Raw genomic sequence first — 16,005 nt, 5'->3', positions numbered from 1 at the left:
CGGCCATGTCCCACCCGTGAGTTTCTGATTGCATGAGCGCACCCCCATCGTTTCCGATCGCCGCCGGTTCTGGCGCAGCTCCCGGTAGCCTTCGCCGCTCGGTGTCCAACACGCTCAAGGGATCGGCCGGCAATCTGATCGAGTGGTACGACGTCTACGTCTACTCGGTGTTTGCGGTCTACTTCGAATCGCAGTTTTTCGCCAAGGAAGACAAGAACGCCACGATGTTCGTGTGGGCGATCTTTGCGATGACCTTTTTGATGCGGCCGATCGGTGCGTGGTACTTCGGCCGCTTCGCCGACCGTTACGGTCGTCGTCTGGCATTGACGTTTTCGGTGTCGATGATGGCGCTGTGTTCGTTCGTCGTCGCGATCACGCCGACCGGGTCGACGATCGGTATCGCTGCGCCGATCATCCTGTTGCTGGCGCGCCTGCTGCAGGGCTTTGCGACTGGAGGCGAATACGGCACCAGTGCGACGTACATGTCCGAAGCGGCGATTCCGGGCCGCCGCGGGTTTTTGTCGTCGTTCCATTACGTCACGCTGGTTGGTGGGCATGTGTTGGCGCAGACCACGTTGCTGGTGATGCTGCATTTCTTCGAGGTGCCGCAGATTTCCGAATGGGGCTGGCGCGTGGCGTTCGGGCTGGGTGGAATCGGTGCGTTGGTGGTGTCTTGGCTGCGTCGGACCATGGATGAATCGCTGAGCTCGCAATCCATCGCCGACTCGCGTATCGGCAAGGCCAAGGCGTCCGGTTCGATGCGCGAGTTGTTCGTCAATCAGTGGCGTCCGCTGCTGTTGTGTTTCCTGATCACCGCTGGCGGCACGATCGCGTTCTATACCTACTCGGTGACGGGCCCGAAGATGATCCAGACCGCATTCGCAGGTGGCGACGTGATGGCAGGCACCATCATCAACCTGGTTGCGCTGACCGTGTTGATGCTGATGCAGCCGATCGGTGGCTGGTTCTCGGACATCGTGGGCCGCAAGACCTTACTGGTATTCTTCGGCGTTGGCGGCGTGCTCTACACCTGGTTCCTGGTGATGGAGCTGCCCAAGCAAACCGACTGGCTGACCGCCTTTGCGATCCTCACCGTGGGCTTTGTAATCCTGACCGGCTACACATCGATCAATGCGGTGGTTAAGGCGGAATTGTTCCCCACCCACGTGCGCGCACTGGGCGTTGGTTTGGGGTATGCACTGGCCAATTCGGCGTTCGGCGGTACTGCGCCGCTGTTGTATCAGGCCGCGTTGAAGACCGGTCACGTGAATGCGTTTGTGATCTATGCGACGGCGGTGATTGCGGTGTCGTTGGTGGTTTCCCTGTTCTTCCTGACCAACAAGGGCAGCAATTGGCTTGATGATGAAGCGGCGATGCATCAGCGCAAGCGGTGAGGGTGTAGTCACTGAACCCGCGCAAGCTGGCGCAACCGCCACTGGGGCGGCCGGCTTGTCCTCGGGTACCATGCCTGTCCTCTTTTGGGTGCACCTAAGCATGAGCCACGACCAGCCCGATTCCTCTGTTACCCAGGCCCAGGCCGAAGATGCCGTGCGCACCCTGCTGCGCTGGGCCGGCGAAGATCCGGCCCGCGAGGGTCTGCTGGACACCCCGCGTCGGGTGGCCGAAGCCTATGGCGACTGGTTCAGCGGTTATCGCGAGGAACCGCGCGCCTATCTGGAACGTACCTTCGAAGAAGTGGCCGCCTACGACGAACTGATCGTGCTGCGCGACATCTCCTACGAAAGCCACTGCGAGCACCACATGGCGCCGATCATCGGCAAGGTGCACGTGGGCTATCTGCCGCGCGGCAAAGTGGTCGGCATCAGCAAGCTGGCCCGCGTGGTGGAAAGCTATGCGCGCCGCTTCCAGGTGCAGGAAAAGATGACCGCGCAGATTGCCCAGTGCATACAGGAAGTGTTGCAACCGCGCGGCGTGGGCGTGGTGGTGGTGGGCGCGCACGAGTGCATGACCACCCGCGGCATCCACAAGCGCGGCGTCAGCATGGTGACCTCCAAGATGTTGGGCAGCTTCCGAGAAGACGCCCGCACCCGCGCCGAATTCCTGCAGTTCATCGAAGTGGGGGGCAAGCGTTGAGGCAGTCAGGGCGTTTTGGCGGCTGATGGATTGCCTCGGAAACCGCTCTAAGACCGTCGGTGGCAAGGAACCGCATGCAGATGCACTCGATGGACCAAGGCACTTCTTAGAACCTGTTCACGATCTTTCCTGATTGGTGCAGACTCTGCGGATGCGCCAAAAAACCTATCCGAGCGACATGAGCCGGGAGCATTTCGAACACATCCTCCCGATCCTGGAACAAGCGCGCAAGCGCACCAAGCCACGCCGAGTGGATATGTATGAGGTGTGGTGCGCAGTGTTGTACGTGCTGCGAACCGGTTGCCAATGGCGAGCGCTACCCAGCGACTTTCCGAAGTGGCGGACCGTGCACGCGTACTTTGCCAAGTGGAGCGAGTGCGACGATGAAGGAGTGAGCCTGCTGGAGCGGGCGCTCAAAAAATCAGGTTGGCGTGGCCCGCGAGAAACAGGAGCGCAACATCTTCAGCAGGTTCTTGATCGTGGACGCGCAGAGCGTCAAGAACACGGACACAGCCGGGCAAAAGGGATATGACGCGGGCAAAAAGGTGTCGGGCATCAAGCGGCATATCGCTGTTGATACCCAGGGGTTGCCCCATGCCATCGCGGTGACGACGGCGGAGGTGACCGACCGCAAAGGTGCGCTGCGGGCGCTGGAGCGCTGTCAGTCAAACTTGACGCATGTACAAAGCCTGCTGTGCGACAGTGGTTACACCGGAGTACCGTTTGCCGAAGGCGTGCGAGAGATTCTAGGCGAGCAGCTCACGGTGCAGATTGCCAAGCGCAGCGAACTGCACACCTTCAAGGTCATGCCCAAGCGCTGGATCGTCGAGCGCAGTTTTGCCTGGCTGGAGAAAAACCGAAGGCTGTGGAAGAACTGCGAGCGCAAACTCAACACCAGCTTGCAGTTCATCCATCTGGCCTTCTTGGCGCTTCTACTCAAAAGATCGTGAACAGGCTCTTATGGCCTGACCGGCAAGCCCGGCATGGCACAACCACCACGGCGTATCTCCCAATGCACGCGGCTAAGGTGTGCAGCCGTGCCGATGATGTCTAGCGTGCGCCAAGCGCGCGTCGAAGCGTTGGATGTGCCTGCGGTGATGCAGCGGCCGAGTAATGAGCCGGACGGCCGCGCACCGGCATGAAACAGCGTGCACGCATCGCCCGCTATCGCACGCTGCGTGAGCAGCCGCTGTGGAAACTGCTCGCGGCCGACCAGGCGCCGGAAGTGATCGGTCTGCTGCAGACGCTGTTGCTCGACAGCGAGCGACGCTTGCCGGCATCAGTGCTGCACGAGCGCCTGCAACGCATGCTCGACGAACTGAATGTCGATCAGCTTTTGCGCGAACTGCCGCGTACCGCACAGGTCTATATCGCGCATTGGTTGACCCAGGGCTGGCTGGAACGGCGTCTGCCAGAGGGCGCACAGCAAGAAGAATACGAACTGTCCACCCAGGCCATACAGGCGATTCGCTTTGCCGATGGCCTGGAGCACGCCCGTGGCGCCGCCACCGAAAGCCGCCTGGCGTTGGTGATGCAACAGTTGTCGCAACTGGCCGCGCTGACCGAGACCAACCCTGATGCCCGGTTGTCGGCGCTGCGCGACGAACGCGATCGTATCGATGCGGAAATCGCACGCGTGTCCTCCGGCAAGGCCGATTCGTTGGACGGCAAGCGGGCACTGGAGCGCGCGCGCCAAGTGATTGCGCTGGCCGACGAGCTGACCGAGGACTTCCGCCGCGTGCGCGATGATTTCGAGCAGCTCAATCGGCAATTTCGCGAGCGCATCATCGACGACGAGGGCGAACGCGGCGATGTGCTGACCAAGCTGTTTGAGGGTGTGGACGTGATCGGCGACAGCGAGGCCGGGCTTAGTTTTCAGGCCTTCTGGGCCTTGCTCAACGATGCCGAACAAAGTGCGCAGCTGGATGCGGCGCTGGAGACGGTGCTGGCGCGCGCCTTCGCGCGCAAGCTCCATCGCCGCGAGCGCAGCTTCCTGCGCGGGCTTACCGGCACCATGCTCGAACGCGGCGGCCAGGTGCACGATGTGCTGCAGCATTTCGCGCGCAGCCTGCGCGGCTTCGTGCAGAGCCGCGGTTATCTGGAACAGCGCCGGCTCAATCAGTTGCTCAAGCAGGCCCAGGCCGAAGCGCTTGGCCTGCGCGATCACTTGCGCGCACAGCACCTGATCGGGTGCGATCTCAGCCTGACCACCAGCCGGCTGCGCTCGTTGTCGCAATGGCGCATGCACGATCCGCGTCAGGTGCAGGTCGATGGCAGCATCCAGCGCAACGATGCGGCCACCATTTCGCTGGACAGCGTGGGCGATCTGGTCGCGCAGTCGGAGATCGATTTCCGCAGTTTGCGCCGCAACCTGTACGCGCTGTTGGGCGATAACGCGCAGCTGTCGATCGCCCAGGTGCTGGCGCAGCGGCAGGCCGAGCAGGGCCTGGGCAGCGTGATTGGCTATTTGTCGCTGGGCACGCGGCATGGCCAGGTCGACGCACACCAAAGCGAGACCGCGCAATGGTGCGGCAGCGACGGCCAATGGCGGCGCGCGCGTATCCCGTTAGTGTGGTTCAGCCAGGAGAAACGCAATGAATTGGCAGGCTGACAACGCCGCAGCAGACGCTCAGGCACAGGCCGACCATGCTGATGATCTTGCAGGCAGCGGTGCGGACACGGGCACCGGTCTGTTCCCTGGCGACAGCGGCCGGCTTGCGCCTGATGCCCGACGCGTGTTGTGCCAGCTGCTCAGCGGGCCCAGCGTGGACGTGCAGCGCCACAGCACGTTGTGGCCGGCGTTGCTGCGGCATGAAGCGGCCGTGCGCAGCAGCCTGGCCGACCTGTTCCTGGAGTTGGTGCTGGACCGCGAAGCCGGCGTCGCGTTCACCCGTCAGGCCGAGACCGGCGAGTTGGAAGCGCCGGTGCTGTTGCGTTCTTCGCCGCTGACCTTCATCGACTCGGTGCTGTTGCTGCATCTGCGCCAGCAACTGACCGAAGCCGATGCGCGCGGCGTGCGTGCGGTAGTCGAGGACGCAGCGCTGAGCGAAGCACTGGCGGTGTACGAGAAAAACCTGTCCACCGACCGCGCCGGGTTCATGCGGCGGGTCGGCAACGCCATCCAGAAAATGAAGGACAACCACGTGCTTACCCGCCTGCGCGGCGACGACAACCGCTATGAGCTCTCGCCGACGCTCGAGCTGCTGTTCTCCGCAGAGGCCGTATCCGCGCTGGCGCAGGTTTATCGCCAGTTGCGCGAGCAGCCCGGTAGCCTCGTCGAGGTGGGCGAGTCCTAGCATCGCCGTGCGATGACGCACATCTGCAAGTGCCGGCTATCGGGCACGGCGTCGGCGCTGGCAGCGGCTAAGAGTGGCTGACGAAACGACTGCGCTTACCGCCAGGCGGGCGCGGCCGGTGCTCGGAATCGGCATGTACCACTCCTACACTAGCGGTTGCTCCGCGCCGCCCGCACCCACCTGGCGACTGCTCGCTACGTTTTTTAGCCGCTCTAAGCCCGCGCCATGCAACGTCGATCGAGGTTTGCCGACGAACACCGCGCTGCTTCTCACGTGCGTGACACGGCCTAAACGGTCGCAATGAATTCTTCTTCCGTGCCTGCCAGCCTGTTTGCCGACGATCTGCCCGACCCGCGCCTGCAGCAGTTCCGCATGCGCCGCCTGCAGGTCCACAACTGGGGCACCTTCAGCGGCCTGAGCGACGTGCCGATTGCCGAAAAGGGCTTTCTGTTCGTCGGCCGGTCCGGCTCGGGCAAATCCACCTTGCTGGATGCAATGTCGGCGCTGCTGACCCCGCCCAGTCAGGTCGATTTCAACGCCGCCGCGCGCGAGGCCGAACGCAGTGGCCGCGATCGCAATCTGGTGTCGTATGCGCGTGGTGCCTGGGCCGACCAGCAGGACAGCGCATCAGGCGAAATCGCCACGCAGTATTTGCGCAAGGGCGCCACCTGGAGCGCATTGGTGCTGCAATACCGCAACGGTGAGGGGCGGGTGATCAGCTTGGTGCGGCTGTTCTGGATCGCCGGCAACGGCGCGGCCGCAGCCGACGTGCGCAAGCACTACATGGTGGTCGAACGCAGCTTCGATATCGCCAGCGAGCTGGCCGGCTTCGATCTGGATCTGCGCAAGCTCAAGGCGCGGCTGGGCGATGACATTGCACATTTCGAGAATTTTTCCGGCTACGCCGAGCGCTTCCGCCATCAGTTGGGCATCGCCAACGAGATGGCATTGCGGTTGTTGCACAAGACCCAGTCGGCAAAAAATCTCGGCGATCTCAATGTGTTCCTTCGCGGGTTCATGCTCGAAGAGCCCAAGACCTTCGACGCCGCCGAGCGGCTGGTGGGCGACTTTGCCGAGCTCGATGGCGCCCATCGGGCGGTGGTTACCGCGCGCCGGCAGGTCGAAACGCTGCTGCCAGCGCGCACGCATTACGACGACCTGCAGTTGGTGCGGCGTCAGCGTGGGCAGTTGCAAGAGCTGAAGCTCGGCATCGATGCGTACCGCGAGCAGCGCCGGCTCGCCTTGCTGGATGCGCGCCTGCACGAACTGGACGTGGACGATCAGGGGCTGGCCGGTGAGGAAGGCCAGCGCCGCGCCGCGTTGGACAATCACCAACAACGGCTGTCCGATCTGGAGGCGCAGCGTCGCAGCCAGGGTGGCGAGCGCATCGATGCGCTGGAACGCGAGCAGACACAGGTGCAGGGCGAACTTGCGCGCCGCGGCGACAAGCGCGCCAAGGCCGAACACGCCTGCGGCCAGCTCGACCAGACACTGGCCGACAATGCGCACGGTTTTGCCGAGCAGTCCGCACAGGCGCGCGCTGCACTCGAGGACGGCCAGCGGCTGGCCGCCGAGCTGGACGAAGCGATCGGCGAGCGCATCGCCGGCAAGCGCGACGACACGCAGCGCTTTGCGCAGGTGCGTGCCGAGATCGAGGCGTCCCTCCAATATCCCCTCGCCGATGCAGGCTTTGCGTGCGCGCCTGAGTGCCGAGACCGGTGTGCCCGAGGCCGCGCTGCCGTTCGTCGGCGAACTGATCCAGGTGCGCGCGGAAGACGCCAACTGGCGCGGCGCCATCGAGCGGCTGCTGCACGGTTTTGCGCAGTCGCTACTGGTGGACGAGCGGCATGCCGCCGAGGTCGCCGACTGGGTCAATCGCACCCATCTGGGCACGCGCTTGGTCTATTACCGCGTGCGTAACAACGAACAGGCGTTGACGGCGCGCGAACCCGGCAGCGCATCGCTGCTGCACAAGCTGGAGCTGCGCGATCATGCGTTGGTCGGCTGGTTGCGGCGCGAACTGGGCAAGCGCTTCGACTATGACTGCGTGGACTCGGCCACTGCGCTGCGTCACGCCGAGCGCGCCATCACCCGCGAAGGTCAGGTCAAGCACCCCGGCGAGCGTTACGAAAAGGATGACCGCCATGCGGTCGGCGACCGTCGGCGCTGGCTGCTGGGCTTCGACAACCGCGACAAGCTGGAACTGTTCGAACGCGAAGCCATCGCGCTGGCGCAACGCATCGCCGCCTGCGATGCCGACGTGGCCGACCTGCGCGCGCGCCGCGAACGCGATGGCGCCCGGCGCCTGGCCCAGCACACCCTGGCCAACCTGGGCTGGGAAGAGATCGACGTAGCCGCCCAGCTGCAGCGGTTGGACGATATCGCCAGCGCCTTGCGTCAGCTGCGTGAAGGCGATGCCAACCTGCGCGCGCTGGGGGAGGCGATCGACCGCACGCGTGGCGACCTGGAGCAGGCCAAGCGCACGTTCGAAGGCGTGCGCACAGAGCGGATCGCGCGCGGCGTCGAGCGCACGCGGCTGGAGGAGCAGCGTCTGCAGTGCGCCGATGCAGATGCACGTGTGGTCACGCCGCTGCAGCGGCAGGGGCTGGATGAGCGCCTCGGCAACCTGGGCGCGCTCAGTCTGGATAATCTCGAAGCGCATTTTCGCCAGATCGGCAATGCCATCATCGAGCAGACCAGCGCCAGCGACAGCGAGCACAACCGGCTCGAACAGCTGCTGCTCGGCTGCTTTCGCCGCTATAGCCAGCAATGGCCGGAAGACAGCGGCGACTTCACCGTCAGTCTGGCCGGCACCGAAGATTTTCTCGCCCGCCTGCAGCGCCTGGAACGCGATGGCTTGCCACAGCACGAGGCGCGCTTTTTCGACCTGTTGCAGAGTCAGAGCAAGAACAACCTGCTCGCGTTGCAGCGCTACACCGCCGAAGCGCGCAAGTCGATCGCCCAACGCCTGGACGAGGTCAACGCCAGCCTGGAACAGGTGCCGTTCAACCACGGCACGCTGCTGACCATCGAACTCAGCGATCGCCGTTTGCCGGAGGTGCTCGACTTCCATCAGCGTCTGCGCGATGTGCTCGGCCACCACCAGACCGAGCAGCGCGATGTGGCCGAACAGCAATTTGCCGTGCTACGCGAAGTGGTACGCAAGCTCGGCTCGGCCGAAGGCGAAGACAAGCGCTGGCGCGAGCTGGTGCTGGATGTGCGTCTGCATGTGGAGTTCGTCGGCGTCGAACTGGATACGGCCACCCGCCAGCAGGTGGAAATCTACCGCAGCGGCGCCGGCAAGTCCGGTGGTCAGCGACAGAAGCTGGCCACCACATGTCTGGCGGCGGCGCTGCGCTACCAGCTCGGCGGCAAAGACGGCGAACTGCCGCGCTATGCGGCCGTGGTCCTGGATGAAGCGTTCGACAAGGCCGACAACGAATTCACCGCATTGGCGATGAACATCTTCGAGAACTTCAGCTTCCAGATGGTGGTGGCCACGCCGTTGAAATCGGTGATGACGCTGGAGCCGTTCATTGGCGGCGCCTGCTTTGTGGAGATCAGCGGCCGTCACGACTCGGGTGTGTTGCTGATCGAATACGACGAACAGGCACGCCGGCTCAAGCTGCCCGAGCGCTCGCGCAGCGCGGTGCCTGCCCCTGCGGCGGCGACCGAGCCGTCTGCCGACGACGGCGTCGCACCGGTCACCCCATGACCGGTGCAGGCCGCGCGCAGTGCGCGTTTGCAGCGCTGGGCCTGGTGCGCAGTGCATGCGTGCCGGCAGCGGATGCCCTCACGCGTCGCAAGCGCGTCGCCGCAAACCCGCACTGATGGCTGCAGCCTCGCCCATGCTGCTGCTTGCCGCCGCGCTGCAGGTCTTGCGCGGGCAATGGCAGCGCGCACGCGGGCAGTGGCTGATCGGCGAGGGCACGCCGCAACCCATCTCGTTGCGGGTGCCGACCCAGACCCAAGCCATCGCAAGGTTCGATGCCTTTGGCCACTGGCTGCAGAGCTGGAACCGCACTGAACTGCCGGGCCGTGTGGACTATCGCGAGGTGGCTTGGCCGCAACTGGGGCCGCAACGTCTGCCGCAAGCCTGGGTGCTAGACGATGCGGCCCAGGCCGCTGCCGCGCTTGGCGAGGCCGAGCGCTGGCAGCGCGCCAGCCAACGTGGAGCGGCGCTGCATGCGCGCTGGCCGCAGGCGGCCGCCCTGGCGGCACGGCTACGTCGTCAATTCGATCTGCTGGCCGACTGGCCGGAGGCGGATTTTTCGCGGTTGGTGGCGGTGGTCGATTGGCTGCACCGGCATCGCGACAGTGGGTTATTCCTGCGCCAATTGCCCATTGCCGGCATCGACAGCAAATGGATCGAATCCCGCCGCGGGGTGGTCGCCGATTGGTTAGCCGGCCTGCGCGGCATCGCGGGGCCGCGCAGCTTCGCTAGCCTTTCGGGGCTGCGCGCCGCGCCGGATCGCGTGCGCTTGCGATTGCTCGATCCGGCGCTGCGTCAACACGTGGGTGGGTTGGAAGACATCACCGCACCGATCGCGCAAATCGCCGCGCTGCACCTGCCGGCGCGGCGCGTACTGATCGTGGAAAACCACGAGACCGGTCTGGCCTGCGAGGCGCTGCCGGGCACGGTCGTGCTGATGGCGCGTGGTTACGCCATCGAGTACGTGCGCAGCATCGACTGGCTACGCGCGTTGCCGCTGTATTACTGGGGCGACATCGACACCCATGGCTTGGCGATCCTGCACCGCCTGCGCACATATGCGCCACCGACCGTCGCGGTGTTGATGGACCAGGCCACTCTGGAGGCAACCCCGCGTTCCCTGTGGGGGCACGAATGCGAACAGCATCCGGAGCAGCGCCTGGATGCGCTCAACGACGAGGAGCAGTGCCTGTACGCGGGGCTGCGCAGCGGCCGGTTCGGCCCTTCTCCTCGCCTGGAGCAGGAGCGTATCGCTTGGGACTACGCCTGGCCGTGCATCCAGGCCGCCTTGGCCGATTGAGCGGTCGCCGCGCAGCTGCGCAGAGGCATGGCCGGGACTTAGAGTGGCTAACAAAAACTACCGCGCACTCGCCGTGCGAGCGCGGCCGGTGCTCGGAATCGGCATGTACCCCTCGTACGCTGCGGTTGCTCCGTCCACCTGGCGACTGCTCGCTACGTTTTGTGAGCCACTCTTAATTTCTGCAGGCGTGCGATCGATATTGAGCATGAATGTCTAGCGCGGCTAAATAAATCGCATTGCATGATTGGCTCACCCATCGAGCCACGCGGGTGTGCACGCGCTCAGCGCAGCAGATCCCATCCCATCTTGCCGATCAGCACGACCACCAGCACCAGGAACAACATACGGATCAGCGGTATGCCACCGCGCAGTGCCATCCGCGTCCCCGCGACTGCGCCGCCCACGTTGGCCACAGCCATCGGAATGCCTATTGCCAACATCACCTGGCCGCTGGGCAGGAAGAACGACAGCGCCGCGACGTTGGTGGCCAAGTTCACCACTTTGGCCGCGGCCGAAGCACGCAGAAAATCCAGCCCGAAAAAGCGGATGAACAAGAAGATCAGAAAACTGCCGGTGCCCGGACCGAAAAACCCGTCGTAGAACCCGATCGCCGCGCCCATCGCCAGCGCGGTAGCCAGTTCGCGTTGACCGATCGCGCGCGGGCGATGCAGCGCACCGAAATCCTTTTTGATCAGCGTGTAGATCAGCATCGCGATCAGCAGCGCCAAGATCAGTGGCCGCACCGCCTGCCTGGGCATGAGGCTGACCGCGGTCGCGCCCAAAAACGAAAACGCAAATGCCGCCACGGTCGCGTACAGCACCGGCCGCCATGGAAAGCTCACATTGCGCGCATACCGCCATGCCGAGGCGCCGGTGCCGAACATCGCGCTGAACTTGTTAGTGCCCAGAATCAGCGACGGCGCCTGCTGCGGCAAGGTCGCAAACAAACCCGGCAGCTGGATCAAGCCACCGCCGCCGACCGCCGCATCCACCAGCCCGGCGACAAACGCGATGCACAGCAGCCACGGCAATTCGGTGGGAATCAATTCCAGCAATGCCACGCTCCGCACGACGGGGCGACAGCATAGCGGCCGCACCGACATAGCGCGCGCGTAGAGCAGCGGCGGATGGAGAAGTGCCAAGCGTGCTTGGCATTGAAAATGCGCCTGTCTGCTCCGACCGAGTGACCCGTCGACGCTCGCTTCCTGCCTCGCCAATCTCCAATCCTATCCGGCACAATCGCCTCATGCCGGACCCTGCACCCACCGAACCCTGTCCCTGCGGTTGCTCCGGCGATTACGCCCAGTGCTGCGGCCAGTACCACGCCGGTGCCGCTGCGCCCGATGCCCAAACCCTGATGCGCGCGCGCTACAGCGCCTACGTGCGCCGCGATGTGGGCTACTTGCTCGCAAGCTGGCATCCATCCACGCGCCCGCCCGAACTGTCGCTGGACGAGGGCGGCCGCATCACCTGGCTCGGTCTGACCGTGCAGCGCGCCATCGTCACTGGCGCCGACACCAGCGAAGTCGTGTTCCTGGCCCGCTATCGCATCGGCGGTGGCAGCGCGGTACGCATGACCGAACACAGCCGCTTCGTGCGCGAAGATGGGCACTGGTACTATCTTGACGCGCGCTGAGCATCGTTCGGGCTCGAAACAGGATGGCGTCACGCCATGGTGCCGACCGACCGGCGGGCGTGGCTGGCGCGTGGTCCAGTCAGGCCCGGCGATCCCGACCGCCAGACCGCAGCCCGTGAAGCCGTACAGCCCGACCAACGGCAGCGCTGCATGCGGTTTGTCGACGCCACGTTCGCAGCCGATCACGGAAGCTTGTCGCGCTTGCGAACTTCGCCGCGGGGGCGGACACGGATCATGGCAACCCTCAATCTATGGGAATGGGTGCTCCTGGCGGTGGCCGTTTTTGCGATCGTGCTGCCGGCTTGCCTGGCCACCGCAATGATCTGGTTCGGCCCGCGCCACGACGCCCCGCGCCGCGCACGCATCCGCCGCGTCGCCGACGGCAGCCCCTCGACACCCACGTTGTCGCTGCTCACGGGCATCAGCGGCGACGGCAGCTAAGCGCGCCTGTCCGATGGCCAGCGACGCCAGCAGGTAGGCGGAGTCGGTGCTGCACACCTTCGCGCACGATCATGGATGCCAGCCTGCTGGCCGTTCGTCATGTACCGTTGGAATCGCTCGATCATGTGCGTCCGCTGCGCATCGGCCGGGCCACCCGCACGAGTTCGCCGCTTGGTCTCAGACGCTCCAATCAGGTGAGCCCACCCTCGGCGTGTCCGCCAAGCCGACGCGTTCGCCGCCCGACCAAGTGCAGCAGCCTACGGCGTCGCAGCGTCACCCTCACCTGCACGCCTCGCACCGGCCAGGTTGGCTATGCTCCCGGCTCGACTTGCCGCGACAGGAACGCTGCACTGCATGACCTCCCTCCACACGCCGGCCACCGCCCCATGACGCTGCCTCGGCGCGCATTGCCTTTCCTGATCGGAATGGCGCCGCTGGTCGCCTGCGCCGATCCGGCCTTCGACCGCTGCTTGGCCGGCCTGCAGATCCAGGCTGCCACCAAGGGTGTCGACGCCGCCAGCTTCGAGCGTTTTACCGCCGATCTGGCGCCCGATCCCAGCGTATTGCCGCTGCTGGATGCGCAGCCCGAGTTCACCACCCCGATCTGGGACTACCTCGCCAGTCTGGTCGACAGCCAGCGCGTGACCGAGGGCCAAGCAATGCTGGTTTACCCATCGTGACCTGCTCACCCTACTGTCCGAGCAGACCGGCGTCGACCCGGCCACCATCGTGGCGGTATGGGGCGTAGAGAGCGACTACGGCCGCGTCACCGGCAAGCGCCCGCTGCTGGTGTCGCTGGCTACGCTGTCGTGCGAAGGGCGCCGCCAACCCTTCTTTCGCGGCGAATTCCTCGCCTTGCTCAGCTTGCTGCAACAAGGCGACCTGTCCCCTGGCGGTCTGACCGGCTCCTGGGCCGGCGCGTTCGGGCAGACCCAGTTCATGCCCTCGACCTACGCCCGCATCGCGGTTGACGGCGACGGCGACGGCCGCCGCGATCTGGTCGCCAGCATTCCCGACGCGCTGGCCTCCACCGCCAACTATCTGGTCAAGGCCGGCTGGCAGCGCGCGCGCGCCTGGGGCATGGAAGTGCACCTGCCCGCCGGTTTCGATGCCAGCAAGGCCGGCCGCACCCGGCGCCAGCCGTTACAGGCATGGCAAAACGCCGGCCTGCTCGGCACCGATGGCAAAGCGCTGGCGCCGAGCGGTCTGCCTGCCGAGACCCCGGCTGCCTTGCTGCTGCCGGCCGGCGCAACCGGCCCGGCGTTCCTGGTATTGGGCAACTACGACGCGATCTACGCCTACAACGCAGCCGAAAGCTACGCGCTGTCGATCGCTTTGCTTGCCGACCGCCTGCGCGGTGGTGCCGGCCTGATCGGAGCCTGGCCGACCGACGACCCCGGTCTGGGCCGCTCAGAGCGACGCGAACTGCAGCAGTTGCTGCTCGCCCGCGGTCATCTGATCGGCGAGGCCGACGGCATGGTCGGCACCGCCACCCGGCGCGCTATCCAGGTCGAGCAGACCCGGCTGGGTCTGCAACCGGCCGATGGCCGCCCCGGCCAACGCATCCTCAGCGCCTTACGTGCCGCGCTACCGGTTACCGGTGCTGCCGCCGCCATCCGCGCGACCGCGTTCAAGCTGCCGGCCGCCTATCCCGCATTCGCTCAATCCCCCATCGTCCAGAAGGCACCCCCCATGTCCGACCTGACCGGCCTGCGCACAGGCGATTTCCACGGTTTCCCCTCGCTGTTGATCGACACCCCGTTCTCCACTGCGGCCATCAGCCTGTTCGGCGGGCAGTTGCTGTCGTTCGTGCCCAAGGGCGGGCAGGACGTCATGTGGCTTTCACCCAGCGCTCGGCAGCCGCCCACTCCGATCCGCGGCGGCACACCGGTGTGCTGGCCGTACTTCGGTCGCCAGAACCAGACCGGCGACGTACCCGCACACGGTTTCGTGCGCACCGTGTCGTGGCAGTTGACCGCCAGCCACCGCGAAGACGACGGCACCCTGGTGCTCACGCTGACCCCGCCCACCTTCGATGACCTGGCGCTACGCCTGCGCATGACGTTACGCATTGGCCGCACCCTGGAGCAGAGCCTGATCACCGAGAACACCAGCCAGGCCCCGGTGCGTTTCACCCAGGCACTGCACAACTATTTCCGCGTCGGCGACGCGCTCAAGGTCAGCGTGCAGGGCCTGGATGGTCTGGACTACATCGACAAATATGAAAACTACGCCAACGTGCACCATCAGCAAGGCGACTGGACCTTGCGCGACCCACGCGATCCTGGCCGTAGCGACCGCATCTATACCATCGCTGGTGGCCACTACACCCTCACCGACCCGGTACTCGGCCGCCGCATCGTCATCGCCACCAAAGGCAGCCGCGCGCTGGTGGCCTGGAATCCGGGAGAAGAAGCGGCCGCCAAGATGGCCGACGTCGGCGAGGGCTGGCGCGACTATGTCTGCCTGGAAGCAGCCAACGCCGGCCCGGACGTGATCGAACTGGCCCCCGGCGCCAGCCACACGCTGGCTCAGACCATCGGCGTCCAATAGCCACAAGAATCGCCTTTGGCTTGTACACCCGGACTTTCTTCCCTATCGGGACATTGGCCCCTACACGGGGTCGAAGGTGTCTCTCAGGTGCGGATGAGCAACTGTGTTTGGTGTCAAGCCCGGTGAAGGGTCGCGTCAAAGGGTTTTTGATCGCGCACCATGGCCACCGCGAATGCCTACATCGCCGATGTCACCCGCGCCGACAAACGGGCCGGTGTGTTCGGCATGCCCGGTGCCGCATTCGGCATTGGCTTTGTCGGCGGCCTGTTGATAGGCGGTTGGCTGGGTAGCATCGGGTTGCACTGGCCGTTCTGGTTTGCCGCGGGGCTGGCGCTGTTGAATGTGCTGTAGGGCTGGTTCGTGCTGCCCAAGCCGCTTCCCGTCCAACGTGGCACGTCGCTGCTGGACGGGTCGCATGCCAGCCCGCCAGGCGCTCAAATTGCTGCGCTGATATCCGCAGGTGTTCGACCTGGCCTCGGTGGTGTTTCTGGCCAACCTAGCGCACCACGTCTATCCCAGCATCACAACTGGGGCCCGCGCGAGGTGAGCTGGGTGCTGGCCGGCGTCGGCGTGTGCAGCATCATCGTCAATGCGGTGCCGGTCGGCTGGGTGGTGCGCTGGCTGGGCGGTCTCCGCACCGTCCGCGCAGGCCTTGATCACCTGCGAGGTCGGTGCAGAAGCGCAAGGCCGCATGCAGGGCGCGTTGACCAGCCTGGTCAATATGGCTGGCATCGCAGGTCCGGTGCTGTTCGCCAACACGTTCGCCTGGTTCATCGGCCGCAGCGCTCCGCTGCCTCTGCCCGGCGCGCCTTGGCTGCTGGCCGGGGTGTCGCTGGCCACAGGTTGGATCATTGCCTGGAAACGGGCAGGGCGGGCCGGCGTAAGTGCGCCCGCGGCACTGGGATGATTCCAAACTATTCATATTGCGCTCGCGCCCGCCTTATCTGATTTGCGCAGGCGCTCCTAGGCTGAT

Annotated in this window: 9 protein-coding genes, 2 other RNA genes and 3 pseudogenes; 13 read left to right on the top strand and 1 reads right to left on the bottom strand. The window is 65.2% G+C overall.

The genetic code is table 11. From position 1 onward, the window contains the following. The first annotated feature begins 32 nt into the window (after window positions 1-32). From PD885_RS19610 to PD885_RS19570, 9 genes and pseudogenes are all read left to right on the top strand, one after another. Window positions 33-1,394, top strand: coding sequence for an MFS transporter (locus PD885_RS19610; RefSeq protein WP_002803861.1), 1,362 nt, complete (start codon window positions 33-35; stop codon window positions 1,392-1,394). A gap of 100 nt (window positions 1,395-1,494) precedes the next feature. After that, entirely contained in the window at window positions 1,495-2,094 is a 600-nt protein-coding gene (folE, locus tag PD885_RS19605) for a GTP cyclohydrolase I FolE (RefSeq protein ID WP_002803858.1), read from the top strand. 151 nt (window positions 2,095-2,245) lie between these two features. After that, window positions 2,246-3,044, top strand: a protein-coding gene (locus PD885_RS19600; protein ID WP_088057141.1) for an IS5 family transposase whose coding sequence is annotated in 2 segments (ribosomal slippage) — window positions 2,246-2,517 and window positions 2,516-3,044 — 801 coding nt in all. Because the reading frame shifts where the segments join, the coding sequence is not laid out codon by codon here. 188 nt (window positions 3,045-3,232) lie between these two features. Beyond that, on the top strand, window positions 3,233-4,705 hold the full coding sequence (locus tag PD885_RS19595) for a DUF3375 domain-containing protein (protein ID WP_088057081.1): 1,473 nt from the start codon (window positions 3,233-3,235) through the stop codon (window positions 4,703-4,705). After that, a complete protein-coding gene (locus tag PD885_RS19590) occupies window positions 4,689-5,390 on the top strand; it encodes a DUF4194 domain-containing protein (RefSeq protein ID WP_002803844.1) in 702 nt (233 codons plus the stop codon). The genes PD885_RS19595 and PD885_RS19590 overlap by 17 nt, the downstream gene beginning before the upstream one ends. Before the next feature lie 133 nt (window positions 5,391-5,523). Then, window positions 5,524-5,599, top strand: a non-coding RNA gene (locus tag PD885_RS19585) — sX9 sRNA. 91 nt (window positions 5,600-5,690) lie between these two features. After that, a pseudogene (locus tag PD885_RS19580) lies at window positions 5,691-9,105 on the top strand (ATP-binding protein). Window positions 9,106-9,220: 115 nt separating this feature from the next. Further along, window positions 9,221-10,402 (top strand): Wadjet anti-phage system protein JetD domain-containing protein, encoded by a 1,182-nt coding sequence (locus PD885_RS19575; protein ID WP_002803842.1) that lies wholly within the window; start codon window positions 9,221-9,223, stop codon window positions 10,400-10,402. A gap of 103 nt (window positions 10,403-10,505) precedes the next feature. Continuing rightward, window positions 10,506-10,570, top strand: a non-coding RNA gene (locus PD885_RS19570) — sX9 sRNA. A gap of 113 nt (window positions 10,571-10,683) precedes the next feature. Here the strand turns inward: PD885_RS19570 and PD885_RS19565 are convergent. After that, entirely contained in the window at window positions 10,684-11,463 is a 780-nt protein-coding gene (locus PD885_RS19565) for a sulfite exporter TauE/SafE family protein (RefSeq protein WP_002803839.1), read from the bottom strand. Window positions 11,464-11,648: 185 nt separating this feature from the next. On the opposite strand from PD885_RS19565, the gene PD885_RS19560 reads away from it, so the two are divergent. From PD885_RS19560 to PD885_RS19545, 4 genes and pseudogenes are all read left to right on the top strand, one after another. Then, window positions 11,649-12,038, top strand: a complete 390-nt coding sequence (locus PD885_RS19560; RefSeq protein ID WP_002803838.1) for a YchJ family protein — start codon at window positions 11,649-11,651, stop codon at window positions 12,036-12,038. A gap of 234 nt (window positions 12,039-12,272) precedes the next feature. Further along, a complete protein-coding gene (locus tag PD885_RS19555) occupies window positions 12,273-12,479 on the top strand; it encodes a hypothetical protein (RefSeq protein ID WP_002803837.1) in 207 nt (68 codons plus the stop codon). Window positions 12,480-12,865: 386 nt separating this feature from the next. Then, window positions 12,866-15,032: pseudogene (locus tag PD885_RS22305) on the top strand (lytic murein transglycosylase). A gap of 150 nt (window positions 15,033-15,182) precedes the next feature. Beyond that, window positions 15,183-15,939, top strand: a pseudogene (locus PD885_RS19545) (MFS transporter); the annotation flags it as partial. Window positions 15,940-16,005 lie beyond the last annotated feature (66 nt).

Origin of the sequence: Xanthomonas fragariae (assembly GCF_900183975.1) — a bacterium.
GTDB lineage: Bacteria > Pseudomonadota > Gammaproteobacteria > Xanthomonadales > Xanthomonadaceae > Xanthomonas > Xanthomonas fragariae.
The sequence above is the reverse complement of the archived record's forward strand: the minus strand, read 5'-3'. Positions and strand labels throughout refer to the sequence as shown.

Bases quoted from the DNA above. Each gene is read 5' to 3' on its own strand.
- PD885_RS19610 (WP_002803861.1), top strand. From the start codon at position 33: ATGAGCGCACCCCCATCGTTTCCGATCGCCGCCGGTTCTGGCGCAGCT.
- folE (WP_002803858.1), top strand. From the start codon at position 1,495: ATGAGCCACGACCAGCCCGATTCCTCTGTTACCCAGGCCCAGGCCGAA.
- PD885_RS19595 (WP_088057081.1), top strand. From the start codon at position 3,233: ATGAAACAGCGTGCACGCATCGCCCGCTATCGCACGCTGCGTGAGCAG.
- PD885_RS19590 (WP_002803844.1), top strand. From the start codon at position 4,689: ATGAATTGGCAGGCTGACAACGCCGCAGCAGACGCTCAGGCACAGGCC.
- PD885_RS19575 (WP_002803842.1), top strand. From the start codon at position 9,221: ATGGCTGCAGCCTCGCCCATGCTGCTGCTTGCCGCCGCGCTGCAGGTC.
- PD885_RS19560 (WP_002803838.1), top strand. From the start codon at position 11,649: ATGCCGGACCCTGCACCCACCGAACCCTGTCCCTGCGGTTGCTCCGGC.
- PD885_RS19555 (WP_002803837.1), top strand. From the start codon at position 12,273: ATGGCAACCCTCAATCTATGGGAATGGGTGCTCCTGGCGGTGGCCGTT.